We start from the raw sequence: 15,986 nt of genomic DNA on the forward strand, positions 1-15,986 counted from the left end.
CCGAAGGCAAGTGGATTTTTCTTGGTTTGGTGGCCACAGCACAAGTGAAACACCCGGTCCCATCCCGAACCCGGAAGTTAAGCACTGTCGCGCCGATGGTACTTGGGCTCAAGCCCTGGGAGAGTAGGTCACCGCCAAACCTAGTAAAATCCAATAAACTCTCTAAACGATCACACAAACAAAACCGCCGCTGCGATAAACGCAAGCGGCGGTTTCGCGTTTCCAAGGCAAGAAGAACCGGCGCCACGCAACAAACCCGGACCGTTGAGACGCCGCAATGGGGCAGCTGCTCAGTCGCTCTGATCCGGATGCGCGGCTTCGAACGCGGGGTGTTCGGAGCAGGCGGCCTCTACCGCGCAGATGCGCGGCAGGTCCGAAAAATCCGCCTCCCAGCGGCGCGCGTTGTAGAGCTGTGGCATCAGGCAGATGTCTGCGAGCCCCGGTGTATCTCCGGTGCAGAAAGGCGTCTGTTCGAAGCCGCAAAGAAGCGCCTCGAACGCTTGCAGGCCGGGGCGGATGAAATGCTGCATCCAGGCCTTGGGCATATCCGGCGCGCCGCCGCTGAGGGCAGTGGCGTGTTTGGCCACTTGCAGGTTGCAAACCGGATGCACGTCGATCGCCACGGAATGCGCCAGTGCCCGCGCAAGGGCGTGCTGCCCGGGATCGCGGGGCAGCAGACCAAGGTCCCTGGTTTCGTCCAGGTAATCGAGGATCGCCAGCGACTGGGTCAGGCGCAGACCGTCGATGTCCAGCACCGGCACGAAGCCCTGCGGGTTGCGGGCCAGGTGGTCCGGGCTCTTGTGCTCACCCTTGACCAGATCAACCCGGACAGCGGTGTAGCTGATACCCGCGAGGTTAAGCGCGATGCGCAGCCGGTAGCTGGCCGACGACCGCCAGTAATCATAAAGAACCGTGCCGCCCATCGGCATCCTCCCCGTATTGAGAAGGCAGCCCGGGGGCTGCCCTTGGCTGTTCCAGCGGGATCAGCCTTTGTTCAGTTCCTTCGCGTGCAGCCAGTCCGCGTGTTTCGGCGCCTTCTTTGTCTTTGACCATTCCTCCAGCATCTCCCACTTCACCGCGTCCAGCTTTTCAAGCAGCGCCTCTTCTGCCGGATCAGGGCAGGCAAGCTCCACCCGGTGGCCGTTCGGGTCAAAGAAGTAGATCGAATGGAAGATCGAGTGGTCGGTAACGCCCAGCACTTCGACGCCATTGGCCTCCAGATGCTCCTTGAACTGGATCAGCGTATCGCGGTCCTTCACCTTGAAGGCGATGTGCTGCACCCAGACCGGCGTGTTGCGGTCGCGGTCCATCTCCGGCTTGGTCGGCAGCTCGAAGAAGGCCAGGACATTGCCGTTGCCCGCATCCATGAAGATATGCATGTAGGGGTCGGGCTCATGAGTTGATGGCACGTGGTCCTCGGCAATTGCCAGGACAAAGTCCATCTTCAGCATCTTGTTGTACCACTCCACCGTCTCTTTGGCGTCTTTGCAGCGGTAGGCGACGTGGTGAATCTGTTCGATTTTCAAGCGGTGTCCTCCCTAGGTTTCAGCGCGGCCGCGGCCAGCGCCTGTTTCAGGATCGCGCGTTTTCCAATGTGGTTGGCCAGCACCAGCACCAGGCGGGCATTCAGCGCATCGCTTTCGGACCTGCTGAGGCCCTCATGCGCGGCCAGGAGATCTGCATAGAAGTCGTCGGCGCGCTCGGTGTTGGCGGTCAGGATCAGCTGATCGGTCTCGGTCATGGCGGTTACTCCTTGCCGATGGCCCGGCGGATTGCGTGCCGGAACTGGTTTTCGTCAAAGCTGGGGCGGCGGGCGGCCACATGCTGGTCCGGGCGGATCAGGTAGACGCCGCTTTCAAGCTTGCCCAGGTAACGCTCCTGCAGCGCCAGCGTCTTGTCATCCTTGATCGACAGGGCCAGCCGGGTGACCTCGATGCCTTCCTCCTCGATCACATCGGGGGCGTCGGCGTCGATGGTCAGCAGCACGAACTTGCCGCCCAGCTTGTCCAGCAGGAAGCCGTCGCCCAGCGGGGCGTCGGGGCAGGAGGAGCCGGGGCGGGTGCGCTCCGGCCCGTCCAGCGCATCTGCCGAGTTCAGCGGCGAGCCGTCGTAGGTGCAGGGCACCGACAGGCGGCCGGAGTTCACCAGGGGACGCGCGAACTCATACTGTTCCGACAGGTCCAGAACCGCGTCACGCAGCACCCGGCTGATCTCCGATTTCGGGGTGATGAAATCGGTGGAGCGGGACGAGTTCAGGATGTTCTCATCGGCGCCGTGGATGCGTTCCACGTCATAGCTGTCGAGCAGGCTTTCCGGCGCCTTGCCGTCCATCACCAGCTTCAGCTTCCAGCACAAGTTATCGGTGTCCTGCAGGCCGGAGTTGGCACCGCGGGCTCCGAAGGGAGAGACCTGATGCGCAGCGTCGCCTGCAAAGATCACCCGCCCGTGGCGGAATTGCTCCATCCGGCGGCACTGGAAGGTGTAGATCGACACCCACTCCAGCTCGAATTTCACGTCTTCGCCCAGCATTGCCTTAAGGCGCGGGATAACGTTCTCGGGGCGTTTCTCGCGCTCCTTGTCGATATCCCAGCCGAGCTGCAGGTCGATGCGCCAAACGCCATCGGGCTGCTTGTGCAGCAGCGCGGACTGGCCCTTGTTGAAGGGCGGGTCGAACCAGAACCAGCGCTCGGTCGGGAAGTCTGCCTCCATGATCACATCGGCAATCAGGAAGTTGTCCTCAAATACCCGGCCGACGAAATCCAGGCCCAGCATCTGCCGGGTGGGGGAGCCGGCGCCGTCGCAGGCAATCAGCCAGTCGGCTTCCAGGTTGTAGGCGCCCTCAGGGGTGTCGATTTCCAGAACCACATGGGTGGGATGGGTGCCGATGGCGGAAACCTTGTTGCGGCCGCGGATTTCTATCGGGGCGCCCTGCTCCTGCAGTTCGCGGACCCGGTTCACCAGGTATTCCTCAAAATAGTACTGCTGCAGATTGATGAAGGCAGGGCGCTTGTGGCCCTCTTCGGGCAGCAGGTTGAACTCGTAGACCTGGCGGTCGTCAAAGAACACCTTGCCGGTGTTCCACTGCACGCCCTTGTCGACCATGGGCTGGCCGCAGCCCAGCCGGTCGAGGATTTCCAGCGGCCGCTTGGCAAAGCAGATCGCACGGGAGCCGAAGCTCACCTTGTCGTTGTCGTCCAGTACCACCACTTCGGTGCCCTGCTGGGCCAGGTCGATGGCCGCAGCCAGGCCCACCGGGCCCGCCCCGATCACCACCACCTTGCGGCGCACGGGCGAAGAGGCATCTTGGTCCGCATGGCGCGTGTAGGGGTACAAAGGGACTTCAAAGATCTTGTTCATCAGGTCTCCTCCCAAATTCCGGGTGCCGTCAGGCACAGCACAACCCTTTCCCGGCGGGGGTCAGCCGGGAGCATGGTCTAGCGTCTCACAGGTTCTGCCGGGGCGACACGATCTGAATCAAACCGCCCCGGTTGCAAGTTCTGCCCGGGGCTCAGCCCTGCAGGGCCTCCCACATCTCCAGATCGCGTTGAGCGGTCCAGATGCGCGGGGTGTCGATGCCGTGGGCCTCGTCATAGGCGCGGGCGACGTTGAAGGGCAGGCAGTGCTCATAGATCGCGTAGTCTGCGAACTTCGGATCGCACTCGGCGCGCACCGCGTCCCAGGCCTCTTTCAGGGTGCCGTTGCGGGCCGCCACCCTGGCCGCCGGGCGGTAGGTGCTCTCGACGAAATCGCGGGTGTTTTCGATGGCGGCGTTGACCATCTCCTTGCCGACCAGCGCATCGCCGCGGCCCGGTGCAATGGCGTCGACGCCGAACGCCTTGATGTTGTCGAGGGTGCTGCCCCAGTCACCGAAATGGCCGTCGCCGCAGTAGCAGGCAGAGTGGTATTCAACGATGTCGCCTGTGAACATCACGTTCTGATCCGGCACATGGATCACGATGTCGCCCGCGGTATGGGCGCGGCCCAGGTGCATCAGATCGATCCGGCGGTCGCCGAGGTAGACGGTCATGTCCTCGGAGAAGGTGGTGGTCGGGTAGGTCAGGCCGGGAATGCTTTCATGGCCTTCGAACAGCCGCGGGAAGCGCTGGAATTCGCTGTCCCAGTCCTCCTGCCCGCGTTCCACCACCATGGCGCGGGCGGTGTCGCCCATGATGATCTGCTGCGCGCCAAAGGCAGAGGCGCCCAGCACGCGCACGGCGTGATAGTGGGTCAGCACCACATGGGTGATCGGCTTGTCGGTCACGGAGCGGACGCATTCGATCACCTTGTTGGCCAGCCGCGGGGTGGCCTGCGCTTCGACAATCATCACGCTGTCGTCGCCGATGATCACGCCGGAGTTCGGATCGCCCTCGGCGGTGAAGGCATAGAGGCCTTCGCCCACCTCGGTGAAGGAGATTTTCTTTTCGCTCATGTCCCCTTGGGACGCGAATGCCTTGGCCATGTGTCTGTCCTTTCAGCGGTGCGCCAGAGGCAAGTGCGGGAGCCTTCGGCGGGGGTATTTGGGGTAAGAGGAAAAGCGGTGCTTACCTCTTGAAGGGATCATCAAGCGCGGGCAGCACGGTGCCGGTGCAGTCGCCGAAGCCGATGGTGTAGCCATCGCCCCTGGCCGCGCCTTTCAGGGTCAGCGTGTCGCCATCAGCGATGAAGGAGCGTTCCTCGCCGGTGTCCAGCGTCAGCGGCTCCTTGCCGCCCCAGCTGAGTTCCAAGAGCGAGCCGCGGCTTTCCTTGGTGGGGCCGGAGATGGTGCCGGAGCCCAAGAGGTCGCCTGCGTTCATCGGGCAGCCCGAGGTGGTGTGGTGCGCCAGCTGCTGCGCGGCGGAGTAGTACATTTCCTTGTAGTTGGTCCGCGCGATGGTTGTGGCTTCTTTACCTTCCGGAGCCAGGGTCACTTCGAGGTCGATGTCATAGAGCATCGGACCGCAGTCCTTCAGGTGGTCCAGCAGCTCCACCTCGCGCTCCGGCGTGTCGCAGCGGAACGGCTCCAGCGCCGGCTTGGTCACGATCCAGGGGGAGATAGTGTTGGCAGTGGCCTTGGCCTGGAACGGGCCAAGCGGCTGGTATTCCCAGGCCTGGATGTCACGCGCCGACCAGTCGTTCAGAAGCACGTAGCCAAAGATGTTGTCATCCGCTTCCTGCACTGTGATGGGCCCATCGGAGGGTGTGCCGACGATCGCGCCCATTTCCAGCTCGATATCGAACCGCGCGCAAGGCGCCCACCGCGGCTTGCCATCATTGGGGCCCTTCAGCTGGCCCCAGGGGCGGCGGACATCAGTGCCGGAAATCACGACAGAGGACGCGCGCCCATTATAGCCGATCGGGATGTGCAGCCAGTTCGGCGGCAGCGCGTTTTCTGGGCCGCGGAACATGGTGCCGACGTTGAAGGCGTGGTTCTTGCCAGCATAGAAATCGGTGTATTCGCTGACCGCAAAGGGCATGTGCAGCTCGGCATCGGCAGCGGGAACCAGCAGCGGCTCCACCTTCTCCTGCTCCACCGCCCCCTCGGACAGCAGCGCGGTCAGACGGTCGCGCAGCGCGGCCCAGACGGCCGGGCCTTCTTCCATCAGGTCGTTCCAATAGGGCACGTCGAACAGCGGCGCATCGCCGAGCTGGACCAGACCGGCCTCCTCGGCGGCCTGCATGTCCAGGATCATATCGCCGATCGCGACACCGCAGCGCGGGTCATCACCGTCGACGGAGAATACGCCATAAGGCAGGTTGTTCAGCGGGAACGGGTGGGCTGCATCATTGGCCGAGGCCACCCAGGATCTCATCAAAGCCATATCGTCTTCCTGTCATCAGCCGGTGCCGGCTTCATCTTTCCAAAAATACTCCGGGGGTGAATGGGCCTCCTGAGGCCCAGAGGGGGCAGCGCCCCCTACACCTTCACTTCAACCCGGGCGTGCCGTCAAACTTCTTCTCGATGTCGCTCCAGCAGTCGATGTAGTCATCCTGCAGCGGCGCGTCCTTGGCTGCAAATGCGGTCAGATGCTGCGGGAAGCGGGTCTCGAACATGAAGGACATGGTGTTGTCCAGCTTCTCCGGGCCGAGGTTGGAGTTCGACGCGCCCTCGAAGGCGTTCTTGTCCGGCCCGTGCGGCAGCATCATGTTGTGCAAGCTCATGCCGCCCGGCACAAAGCCTTGAGGCTTGGCGTCATACTGGCCGTAGATATTGCCCATCAGCTCCGACATGATGTTCTTATGGTACCATGGCGGGCGGAAGGTGTTCTCGGCCACCATCCAGCGCTCGCGGAACAGCACGAAATCAATATTCGCAGTACCCGGCACGCCGGACGGTGCGGTCAGCACGGTAAAGATCGACGGATCCGGGTGGTCAAACAGGATCGCGCCCACCGGGCAATAGGTGCGCAGGTCGTATTTGAAGGGCGCGTAGTTGCCGTGCCAGGCGACCACATCCAGCGGCGAGTGGCCGATCTTGGTCTCATGGAACTGGCCGCACCATTTGATGGTCACGGTCGAGGGCGTCTCGCGGTCCTCGAACGCGGCCACAGGTGCCTTGAAGTCGCGCGGGTTGGCCATGCAGTTGGCACCGATCGGGCCGCGGCCCGGCAGTTCGAATTTCTGGCCGTAGTTTTCGCAGACAAAGCCGCGGCAGGGGCCTTCCAGTACCTCCACCCGGTAAACCAGTCCGCGCGGGATGATGGCGATCTCCTGCGGCGCCAGGTCGATGATGCCCAGTTCGGTCGCGAACCGCAGGCGCCCTTCCTGCGGAACCACCAGAAGCTCGGAGTCGGCGGAGAAGAAATAGCTGTCCACCATTGACTCGGTGACCAGATAGATATGGCTCGCCATGCCGACCTGGGTGTTCACATCGCCCGCGGTGGTCATGGTGCGCATGCCGGTGAGCCAGGTCAGGCCTTCCTCCGAATGCGGCACCGGGTCCCAGCGGTACTGGCCCAGCGAGATCACGTCCGGATCGACGCATGGCGCCGACTTCCAATGCGGAAGGTCGATTTTCTCATAGCGGTGCGAATGCTTCACCGAGGGGCGGATCCGGTAAGTCCAGGTCCGCTCCGGCGGGTCGGCGGTAAAGGCGGTGCCGCTCAGCTGTTCGCCGTAAAGGCCATAGTTGCATTTTTGCGGGCTGTTCATGCCCTGCGGCAAGGCGCCGGGCAGCGCCTCGGTTTCAAAGTCGTTGGCAAAGCCGGGCATATAGCCCTCGTTCGGCCCCGCAATCGAGGGAGCCTGAATCATTTTATGGGGATCGGCAGGCCGATTCATCGCGCGTTCCTCCTGTCACTGCTTGCGGGATATTAGTTGTTTTTGTAACTAACAAGGGAGAGAGGACGCAAATGACCGAAAAAGATGACTTCACTCTGCAGGATTTCCTGCCTTTTCTATTGAACCGGGCGGCCGAAGAAAGCTCGCTGGGGTTTCAGCGGCACTACAAGGACCGCTATGGTATGCTGCGCACGGAATGGCGGGTGCTGTTCCACCTGGGCAACTACGGCCAGATGACGGCCAAGGAGATCGGTGAGCGGGCCAAGATCCACAAAACCAAGATCAGCCGCGCCGTGGCCAAGCTGGCCGAGAAACGGTTCGTGACCCGCACCCGGGATAAAAACGACCGCCGGGCCGAGCATCTGACGCTGACACCGGCGGGGCAGGCCGCCTACCGGGAGCTGCGGGAGGTGGCGCAGGAGTTCGATGCCAGGCTGTGCCGGCAGTTCACAACCGGCGAGGTTGCAATTTTGCGGTATATGCTGCGCAAATTAGCAGGCATCGGGCCGTAGACATCGCCGGATGCAATGCCCAGATAAGACAGCGGATTTGAAGGTAAACGCATGATACAGATCGATGTCAATTCAGGACCGCTGATTGCCTGGCTGATGGAGCAGGGGCTGCACGGAGCGCATCAGCAGGACCTGCTGCAGGGCTATTGCCAGCGGCTGACCGACGCGGGCGTGCCGCTGTGGCGTTTCCACGTCGCGCAGCGCGCCTTTCACCCGAAATTCGGCGGTATCGGTTTCAACTGGACCCGCGCAGACGGCCTGTCGCACCAGCATTACGAATACCGCGAGTCCCCGCGCGAGGAATGGCTGCGCAGCCCGTTCTTTCACATTTTGGATAAAGAGCTGGACGAGTTCCGCCAGAGGCTCGAAGACGGCGCGCCGGAGGAATTCCCGCTGCTGCCGGAGCTGCGGGAACGCGGGGCAACGGATTATTTTGCCAAGGGCGTGCGGTTTTCCCCGCCCGAGGCTGGGCCGAACGATCCCATTCACCCGCAGGAAGGCATGCTGGTCTCCTGGGCGACGGACCGCGCGGGCGGCTTCTCCAGCCGCGAGCTGGACCTGATCCGCACCACCCTGCCGCACCTGGGCCTGGCGCTGAAATCTTCCTCCAACCGGCAGATGGCCAGCGACCTGTTGCAGGTCTACCTGGGCCGCGATGCCGGCCGCCGGGTGCTGTCGGGCGAGATTCAGCGCGGGTCCTCGCAGCAGATCGACGCGGTGATCTGCCTGTTCGACCTCAAGGGCTTCACCCAGCTGGCCGAGCGGCTGCCAGGCACCGAGCTGATCGACATGCTGAACGGCTATTTCGGACTGGCGGTGGAAACCATCCAGGCGCACGGCGGCAACATCCTCAAGTTCATGGGCGACGGGATGCTGACCATGTTCAATCTCGGCAGCATCGAGGAAGACGCTCACGCGGCGCTGGCCGCGGCCAATGAGCTGTGCGGCAAGGTCCGCGCGTATAACGCCGAGCGCGAGGCGCAGGGCTTGCCGACCGCTGGCTTTACCCTGGCGCTGCACGCGGGCACCATCCTCTATGGCAATATCGGGGCGGAGAACCGGCTCGACTTCACCGTAATCGGCCAGGCGGTGAACCAGACTGCCCGGATCGCGGGCATGCACCGGTCTGTCGGCCAGAGCATCATCATGTCCGAAGACGTGAAGACAGCCGCCAGAGGCACCAACCATGACCTGGTGTCTCTGGGCCGCTATATGCTGCGCGGGGTGGCTGAGCCGATGGAGCTTTACACCATCTACCGCGGCAACTGCGGCTGCGACAGCTGAGGTGCCGCCGGGGCGGGGTCAGATGCTGACCTCGACCCCCGGCAGGTTCACTTCCTTCATCATGTCGCGCAGTTCCTGCCGGGCGGCGACGTTGGAAATGTTGAGCTGCTTGACGCCAATGTCCTTGAGGTCCAGCAGAGTCAGCCCGCGCGGGAACAGTTCGCGGAAGATCACCCGCTCGGAGAAGCCAGGAGCCACCCGGAAGCCGATCCGCTTGGACAGCATCTTGATGGCGCGTTCCATCTTTTCCTTGTTGACCATGCGCTGGGTGCCGACCCGGTTGCGGATCACGATCCAGTCGATTGGTTTCAGCCCCGCCTGCGCCCGCAGCTGGCGCGCATTCCACACCATCTCGGAATAGACCGACGGCCCGGTGATGCTCTCGCCCTTTTGATCCACATGCGCCAGCAGATCGAAATCGACAAAACTGTCGTTCAGCGGCGTGATCAGCGTATCGGCCAGCGAATGCGCCACCTGGCTCAGGCGCGTGTGCGAGCCGGGGCAGTCGATCAGGATGAAATCATGGCCCGGCTCCAGCGCCGAGACCGCGGCCGACAGCCGGTGGTCATAGATGTTTTCGCCCGGCTGCAGGCTGGCCGGGTCGATCTCCGGCAGCTCGTGCATGTCCACCATCGGCAGGTCCAGCCCCGCCTTGGCGCAGAAGTCCTTGCGGTTCTCCAGGTAGCGCCCCAAGGAGCGCTGCCGCAAGTCCAGGTCCAGCGCTGCCACCTTGTGGCCCAACCGGGCCAGGGTGGTCGCCACATGCATGGAGACAGTCGATTTGCCCGCGCCGCCCTTCTCGTTGCCGACGACAATGATATGCGCCATGTACAGGTCCCTTCGCTCGTGCTTTGGTGCACGTCTTTAGCTTTGTGCCCCTGTATAGGCTCTGGATTCGGCCAAGAAAAGCGGTGTGCGCGGGCTGGTAAACTTAGTGTATCACCTGTGTTTTGCAGGTCCCGCCGGCTTGCGTTTCGGGCGGGCGTCGCCGCCTTTACCGCCCTTGCCGCCCACGGCTGCCGCAGCGCGCGCCTTGTTCTTCTTGCTGTTGGGCTTGCCCACCGGCGGCTTGGGACCCTTGGCCTTGAACGGCTTGGCCGCAGGCGCGCCCGGTTTGGTCATCCGTTTGGAAGGATCAGACGCCCCCTTCGGCTTGGCGGTCACCGCCGGTTTCGGCTTGCTGGGGCGGGTGTCGCTGCGCGGTTCGCGGCGCTCTTCCCGTGCCGGCTTGTCTTTCCACTCCTTGCGCGGCGGGCGGCTGTCTTCACCACCCTCTGCCTTGCGGCGGTAAGGTTTCGGGCCGTCTTCCTTGCCCCGGTGCGGCTTGGGGTTGCGGTCGCCTTTGAAGCCGCCTTTCGGTCCGCCGGGGCCGCGGCGCGGGGCGGGGGCCAGTTCCGGCGCCTCGGCCAGCTGGGTCAGAACGGTGCCGGGCTCCAGTTCAGTCTTGCCGTCCAGCGCCTTCAGGAAACCCTCAACCGCGGTCTCGCTGATTTCGGCAAAGGTCTGGTTGTCCTGCACCCGGATCGCGCCGATGGCATCGCGGTCGATATTGCCGGCCTTGCACAGCATCGGCAGCACCTTGCGCGGATCGGCACCGGCCTCGCGGCCGCCGGACAGCGAGAACCAGACCGATGGGCCAAAGGGTTTGCGTTCTTTACGTTCCTTGCGCGGTTCCGGCGTGTCCGCCGGGCGCAGCTCTTCCGGTGCCGAGTGGCGGCTGCGGAACAGACGCAGATAGGTGGTGGCGATTTGCTCGGCAGAGAAATTGTCCAGCAGGGTCTGGACGCCGGCCTGCTCGTGCTCTTCAACGGCCTGCTGCCAGACCGGGTCGGCCAGCATGCGCTCCTCATCCCGCGCCAGAACGTCGTCGGCAGACGGGGCTTCGCAGTGCTCGGCCGTCAGCTTGGCCCATTTCAGCAGTCGCAGCGCCTTGCTGCGTGCCTTGGGCGGTGCGATCAGCGCGCTGACACCCTTGCGGCCGGCGCGGCCGGTGCGGCCCGAACGGTGCAGCAGGGTTTCGTGGTTCGAGGGCAGCTCCGCATGGACCACCAGCTCCAGCCCCGGCAGGTCGATGCCGCGCGCCGCCACATCGGTGGCCACGCAGACCCGGGCGCGCCCATCGCGCATCGCCTGCAGCGCATGGCTGCGCTCGGTCTGGCTCAGCTCGCCCGACAGCGTCACTACCGGCAGGCCGCGGTTGGTCAGCCGCGCTGCCAGCCGGTTCACCGCTGCGCGGGTGTTGGCAAAAACGATGGCGCTGGGCGCCTCATAGTAGCGCAGCACGTTGATGATGGCGTTTTCCGCGTCCGCTTGCGCGACGCTCATCAGCCGGTATTCGATATCCGCGTGCTGCTTGGTTTCGCCCGCGGTCTTGATCCGCATCGCATCGCGCTGGAAGGTCTCGGCCAGGCTGGCAATCGCCGGCGGCACGGTGGCCGAGAACAGCAGGGTGCGGCGCTCTTCCGGCGCTTCGCTCAGAATGAATTCCAGATCCTCGCGGAAGCCGAGGTCCAGCATCTCGTCCGCCTCGTCCAGCACCACGCCGCGCACATTGCTGAGGTCGATGGAGCCGCGCATGATGTGGTCGCGCAGTCGGCCCGGCGTTGCCGCGACGATATGGGCTCCGCGCTCCAGCGCGCGGCGTTCGTCGCGCATGTCCATGCCGCCCACACAGGAGGCAATCCGTGCGCCAGCGCCGCGGTACAGCCAGCCGAGCTCGTGTTTCACCTGCAGCGCCAGCTCGCGGGTCGGGGCAATCACCAGCGCAAGCGGCGCGGCGGCCTCGCCGAAGGCCTCGTCCTCGCCCAGCAGGGTGGGGGCCAGCGCCAGGCCGAAGCCGACGGTCTTGCCCGATCCGGTCTGCGCGGACACTAGCAGGTCGCGCCCCTCCACGTCGGGCTGGGTCACAGCCTCCTGCACTTGGGTCAGGGTTTCATATCCGCGTTCTTGCAGGGCGTTTGCCAGGGCTTGTTTCACGAGTGGGGCTGTCTTTCCCGCGAGGCGCATCCGGCCTCAGCGTCAGGAGAAATGAAAGAAGGCTGCCCGTCCGGGGCAGCCTTCGGGAGTTCTGCAAAATACGGCAGGCGGCTTAGAAGCCCAGGCCTTCGTATTTCTTCTTGAACTTGGACACGCGGCCGCCGGCGTCCATCAGGCGCGAGGTGCCGCCGGTCCAGGCCGGGTGCACGGTCGGGTCGATGTCCAGTGCCAGCTGATCACCTTCGCTGCCCCAGGTGGAGCGCATCTTGATGATGGTGCCGTCGGTCATTTTGACGTCGATGAAGTGGTAATCGGGATGGGTGTCTTTTTTCATGATACCGCTCCTCAGGCTTTCTTGGGCTTGTAGTTCGCATCTTCTGCGATACGTGCCGATTTACCGCGGCGCGAGCGCAGGTAGTACAGCTTGGCGCGGCGGACACGGCCGCGGCGCACCACTTCGATCGAGTCGATGTTGGTCGAGAACAGCGGGAACACACGCTCCACGCCTTCGCCGAACGAAATCTTGCGGACGGTGAACGAGCCGGCAATGCCCGAGCCGTTCTTGCGGCTGATGCAGACGCCTTCGTACATTTGCACGCGCGAACGCGAGCCTTCGGTCACCTTGTAGCCGACACGGATGGTGTCACCGGCTTTGAAGTCGGGGATCTCTTTCCCCAGGGCGGCGATCTGTTCCGCCTCCAGCTGTGCGATCAGGTCCATCGCAACTCTCCTAAATCTGCCTGCGGTTCATGCCGCAGAGGTTTGTGCCGTCATGAGAGCTCCTGGTCTTCACCGAGTCCCGCCAATTGGCAGCCCGCCAGAGATCACGCCGTCTGTTCCTTGCTGCTGGCGGCAGGGCCCAAAGCGAAAACCGAAGAAGATTTCCAGGTGAGCGATCCAACAGCCAGCGGCCCGGAGCCGCAAATGCGAATCCAGACCGGCGCTGTATACGTCCGCGGCCTCAACAAAACAAGTGCCTGGCTGCGCTGCAGGCAAGAGTTTTCGCAAAACTCTTGCCAAATCTTTTCTCAAAAGATTTGGGGCCGCTGGCCCCCGTCTTTCAGGCCTCAGCCCGTCTGGTCGTCGACCGCGGCGTCCGGGGCGTTCTTCTTGACCGACTCGATACCGCCGTCGCGGCTGGAGGCGCTGGCGTAGCTCTGCGAGGTGCCGATCACCTGGCCGTTGGTGGCCTTGAGATTGAACATATGCTTGCCGGAGGAGGTCTCTTTGCGCTCATAGCGCGCGTCATCGCCCGCGTTCTTTCTGACCGACTCGATGCCGTTCACGGCGCTGGCTTTCTGCTTGTAGCCTTCGCTGGCCAGGATGTTCTCGCCGTTGCCTGCTTTCAGCCGGAACCGGAATTCACCTGCGTTGTCGGTGTAGAGTTCAAATTTTGCAGCCACCCTGTTCACTCCTAATTCTTCATGAATATGAGCGGACTAAAGCACGGCTTGCGGCGCCCGGCAACGGTCAGCCGCAGCTGGCGCCGCCGGAGCGGTATGGCGGGACGGCCCTTCAGCCCCGGTTTTGCGTCTTGCGGCAATAGGCGTCCCACAGATCCGGGCGGCGGGCTTTGGTGATTTCTTCGCTCAAGTCATGCCGCCATTCGGCAATCTTGCCATGGTGGCCGGACATCAGGATCTCGGGGATTTCTCGGCCTTTCCATTCGGCAGGGCGGGTATACTGCGGATGCTCCAGCAGACCGGAAGAGAAGCTCTCCTCCTCGGTGGAGGCCTGGTTGCCGAGCACCCCGGGGATCAGCCGCACGGTGGCGTCGATCAACGCCTGCGCCGCCAGTTCGCCGCCGGTCATGACGAAGTCGCCCAAGGAGACTTCCTGGATGCCGTAATGCTCCAGCACCCGTTCATCGACGCCTTCGAAGCGTCCGCACAGCAGGGTGATGCCGTCGCACTGGGCAAAGCCCTGCATCATCTGCTGGTTCATCGGCCGGCCGCGCGGGGTAAGGTAGACTAGCGGCCAGTTGCCCCGGGTATCCGCCATAGTTTGCTCGATCGCCTCGCCCAGGACGTCGGCGCGCAGCACCATGCCCGCGCCGCCGCCCGCGGGGGTGTCATCCACGTTGCGGTGCTTGCCGATCCCGAATTCGCGCAGGTCCACGGTTTCCAGCTGCCAAAGGCCTTCCTGCAGCGCCTTGCCGGTCAGGCTTTCGCCCAGCACGCCGGGAAAAGCCGAAGGGAACAGCGTGATGATCTTGGCCTTCCACACCCCCGCCAGATCCGGCGTTGGCGTCATCAGCTCGCGCGGCTTCAGTGTGGGGCGGATCGCCTTGCGGCCATGAGATTTGCTTGGTGCTGTCATAATGGTGCTGTTTAGTGCAGTCAGAATTACACGCAATAAAAAGCTTTGGTGTTGCGATGAATTCAGAACAGCCGCGTCCGGCTGACGGGGACGATCCGTTTGCTGCGTTTGACGCGGTACAGGCCCGCACGTAGGCGCTTTGGCCCAGGGCAGCCGCGGCAGCCGGCCTGCCCGAAGCCGGGGCCACCTTTCGCAGGATGCAGGTCAGCAGCGGTGTTGAGCACCGCCGCTGTGTCTTGGAGGTGAGGACCGCCGGCGGCCAGAGCGTTGTCTTGCGCGCCGATTTTGGGGCGTCCGATCCGCTGCGGCAGACCAGATTTCTGGACCGGCATCAGGCCGCTGCAGACTGTCTGAAGGCTGAAACAGGCGTGGCGGTTCCAGCGCTGCTTTGGCGGGACACGTCAAGCCCTGCCGTTCTGATGCAGTTTATTCAGGGGGATACCGCGCACCGTGAATTGGCGCTCACGGAATACGGGTTCGGGGACCGGGGCAGTATTCTGCGGCGGATTGGTCAAGCGGTGGCCGTCTTGCACAAGGTGTCTGAGGCCGGAGACCGGCAATTCTGGCCAAAGCCTTTTCTGACCCGTGTTTCAAGCCAGGCGCAGGCCGTGCGCGACGGGCAGCTGCTGGTACCGAAACCTAACAAGTTCCTGGGGCTTTGCGCTTACCTGCACCGGGCAGCGCGGCGTGCGCGGGGGCAATCCTTTAGCGCCGCAGTCGAGCATGGCGACCTGCATTTTCGCAATATCCTCATGTCGGAGACCACTGTCTCCTTCATCGACTTTTCAAACCATGACGGCATCTTCCCGCAGCGCGACCTAGCCAATATCTGGCTGGCAAACTGCCCCGACCATCTGGCCGCGGAGGGCCTGTCGCCCGGGTTCGGGATGGTTGCGCAAGCCGATTGGGACGCTTTTCAGGACGGATATGGCGCAGATCTGGTGAATGATCCTGTGTTCCGTTTCTTCTATGCCCACCGCCTGCTTAAATGCTGGGCAGGATTGAGCCGCAAGCCGCGGGAGCAGCAGCTGAAAAGTGCGCAGGTTGCGACAAGGATCGTTCAGGTTCTTGAGTCGCTTCTGGCTGATGAAGCCGGCTGAGCAGCCGCCTCAGAACAGCCCCTCGGGCGGGTCAGCAATGATGCGGCCCTGGCTCAGGTCAACGGTCGGCACCGCCTCCAGGGTGAAGGGCAGCAGCACCGTGGCCTTCAGTCCCGGACCGTGGATCTCCAGCAGGTCCGAGGCGCCGTGGTTCTGCACCGATTTCACCGTGCCCAGCAGGGTGCCGCCGGTGTCAAAGACCTCCAGCCCGATCAGATCGGCGTGGTAGAATTCGTCATCCGGCAGCTGCGGCAGCTGATCGCGGCGGGCAAACAGGCGCAGCCCCTTGATTGCGTCAGCGTCTTCCTTGGTTTCCACCCCGCCGATCCGCGCGGCAAAGCCGTTCTTGATCGGGCGTGTGATCATCAGGGAATAGTTATGGCTGCCGTCCTCATTGCTGAGGGGGGAGTAGTCTTCGATCTCTTCCGGAATGGCGCAGAAGCTCTTGAGCCGCACCTCGCCGCGCACGCCGAAGGCGCCGGCCACCGCTCCCACGCAGATCAGTTCGCTCATGGTGTTATTCCTTTGCACAGAACCC

General features: G+C 63.5%; 17 protein-coding genes and 1 rRNA gene. 4 read left to right on the forward strand and 14 right to left on the reverse strand.

Going from position 1 to position 15,986, the window contains the following annotated elements; translation table 11 throughout:
- Positions 1 to 25: 25 nt before the first annotated feature.
- Positions 26 to 140 (forward strand): 5S ribosomal RNA (gene rrf / locus AC5STI_RS15060).
- A gap of 150 nt (positions 141 to 290) precedes the next feature.
- On the opposite strand, the gene maiA is transcribed toward rrf, so the two are convergent.
- The 7 genes from maiA to hmgA form a co-directional block, all read right to left on the reverse strand.
- Entirely contained in the window at positions 291 to 923 is a 633-nt protein-coding gene (gene maiA / locus AC5STI_RS15065) for a maleylacetoacetate isomerase (RefSeq protein ID WP_495447239.1), read from the reverse strand.
- 60 nt (positions 924 to 983) lie between these two features.
- Positions 984 to 1,526, reverse strand: coding sequence for a VOC family protein (locus AC5STI_RS15070; RefSeq protein WP_475049090.1), 543 nt, complete (start codon positions 1,524 to 1,526; stop codon positions 984 to 986).
- A complete protein-coding gene (locus tag AC5STI_RS15075; RefSeq protein ID WP_475049092.1) occupies positions 1,523 to 1,741 on the reverse strand; it encodes a DUF2783 domain-containing protein in 219 nt (72 codons plus the stop codon). The genes AC5STI_RS15070 and AC5STI_RS15075 overlap by 4 nt, the downstream gene beginning before the upstream one ends.
- A gap of 5 nt (positions 1,742 to 1,746) precedes the next feature.
- The gene (locus tag AC5STI_RS15080) at positions 1,747 to 3,357 is read right to left on the reverse strand and encodes an FAD-dependent oxidoreductase (protein WP_495447240.1); all 1,611 of its coding nucleotides are present in this window, start codon (positions 3,355 to 3,357) and stop codon (positions 1,747 to 1,749) included.
- Positions 3,358 to 3,508: 151 nt separating this feature from the next.
- The gene (locus AC5STI_RS15085; RefSeq protein ID WP_495447241.1) at positions 3,509 to 4,459 is read right to left on the reverse strand and encodes an MBL fold metallo-hydrolase; all 951 of its coding nucleotides are present in this window, start codon (positions 4,457 to 4,459) and stop codon (positions 3,509 to 3,511) included.
- Positions 4,460 to 4,541: 82 nt separating this feature from the next.
- A complete protein-coding gene (fahA, locus tag AC5STI_RS15090) occupies positions 4,542 to 5,798 on the reverse strand; it encodes a fumarylacetoacetase (protein WP_495447242.1) in 1,257 nt (418 codons plus the stop codon).
- A gap of 103 nt (positions 5,799 to 5,901) precedes the next feature.
- Positions 5,902 to 7,257, reverse strand: a complete 1,356-nt coding sequence (gene hmgA / locus AC5STI_RS15095; RefSeq protein WP_495447243.1) for a homogentisate 1,2-dioxygenase — start codon at positions 7,255 to 7,257, stop codon at positions 5,902 to 5,904.
- 71 nt (positions 7,258 to 7,328) lie between these two features.
- Here hmgA and AC5STI_RS15100 point away from each other — a divergent pair, with 71 nt between their 5' ends.
- Both AC5STI_RS15100 and AC5STI_RS15105 read left to right on the forward strand, forming a co-directional pair.
- Positions 7,329 to 7,769, forward strand: a complete 441-nt coding sequence (locus AC5STI_RS15100) for a MarR family winged helix-turn-helix transcriptional regulator (RefSeq protein WP_495447244.1) — start codon at positions 7,329 to 7,331, stop codon at positions 7,767 to 7,769.
- Between the two features lie 51 nt (positions 7,770 to 7,820).
- Complete coding sequence (locus AC5STI_RS15105) at positions 7,821 to 9,053, forward strand: adenylate/guanylate cyclase domain-containing protein (RefSeq protein ID WP_495447245.1); 1,233 nt, start codon at positions 7,821 to 7,823, stop codon at positions 9,051 to 9,053.
- 18 nt (positions 9,054 to 9,071) lie between these two features.
- Here AC5STI_RS15105 and AC5STI_RS15110 read toward each other — a convergent pair whose 3' ends face one another.
- The 6 genes from AC5STI_RS15110 to trmD form a co-directional block, all read right to left on the reverse strand.
- Positions 9,072 to 9,881 carry a division plane positioning ATPase MipZ gene (locus AC5STI_RS15110; protein WP_475049111.1) on the reverse strand — a complete coding sequence of 270 codons (810 nt, stop codon included), beginning with the start codon at positions 9,879 to 9,881 and terminating at the stop codon, positions 9,072 to 9,074.
- A gap of 111 nt (positions 9,882 to 9,992) precedes the next feature.
- Positions 9,993 to 12,029: a DEAD/DEAH box helicase gene (locus AC5STI_RS15115; RefSeq protein WP_495447246.1), complete on the reverse strand. Its 2,037-nt coding sequence runs from the start codon at positions 12,027 to 12,029 to the stop codon at positions 9,993 to 9,995.
- A gap of 112 nt (positions 12,030 to 12,141) precedes the next feature.
- Positions 12,142 to 12,363, reverse strand: coding sequence for a 50S ribosomal protein L31 (gene rpmE / locus AC5STI_RS15120; RefSeq protein WP_027235636.1), 222 nt, complete (start codon positions 12,361 to 12,363; stop codon positions 12,142 to 12,144).
- A gap of 11 nt (positions 12,364 to 12,374) precedes the next feature.
- Positions 12,375 to 12,749: a 50S ribosomal protein L19 gene (gene rplS / locus AC5STI_RS15125; protein WP_174147948.1), complete on the reverse strand. Its 375-nt coding sequence runs from the start codon at positions 12,747 to 12,749 to the stop codon at positions 12,375 to 12,377.
- Between the two features lie 347 nt (positions 12,750 to 13,096).
- Entirely contained in the window at positions 13,097 to 13,432 is a 336-nt protein-coding gene (locus tag AC5STI_RS15130; protein WP_495447247.1) for a YegP family protein, read from the reverse strand.
- A 112-nt stretch (positions 13,433 to 13,544) separates the two neighbouring features.
- A complete protein-coding gene (gene trmD, locus AC5STI_RS15135; RefSeq protein ID WP_495447248.1) occupies positions 13,545 to 14,348 on the reverse strand; it encodes a tRNA (guanosine(37)-N1)-methyltransferase TrmD in 804 nt (267 codons plus the stop codon).
- Between the two features lie 197 nt (positions 14,349 to 14,545).
- On the opposite strand from trmD, the gene AC5STI_RS15140 reads away from it, so the two are divergent.
- Positions 14,546 to 15,448 carry a phosphotransferase gene (locus AC5STI_RS15140; protein ID WP_495447249.1) on the forward strand — a complete coding sequence of 301 codons (903 nt, stop codon included), beginning with the start codon at positions 14,546 to 14,548 and terminating at the stop codon, positions 15,446 to 15,448.
- 9 nt (positions 15,449 to 15,457) lie between these two features.
- Here AC5STI_RS15140 and rimM read toward each other — a convergent pair whose 3' ends face one another.
- On the reverse strand, positions 15,458 to 15,961 hold the full coding sequence (gene rimM, locus AC5STI_RS15145) for a ribosome maturation factor RimM (RefSeq protein ID WP_495447250.1): 504 nt from the start codon (positions 15,959 to 15,961) through the stop codon (positions 15,458 to 15,460).
- Positions 15,962 to 15,986: the final 25 nt, after the last annotated feature.

Source organism: Leisingera sp. CC-HEC096, assembly GCF_059429235.1.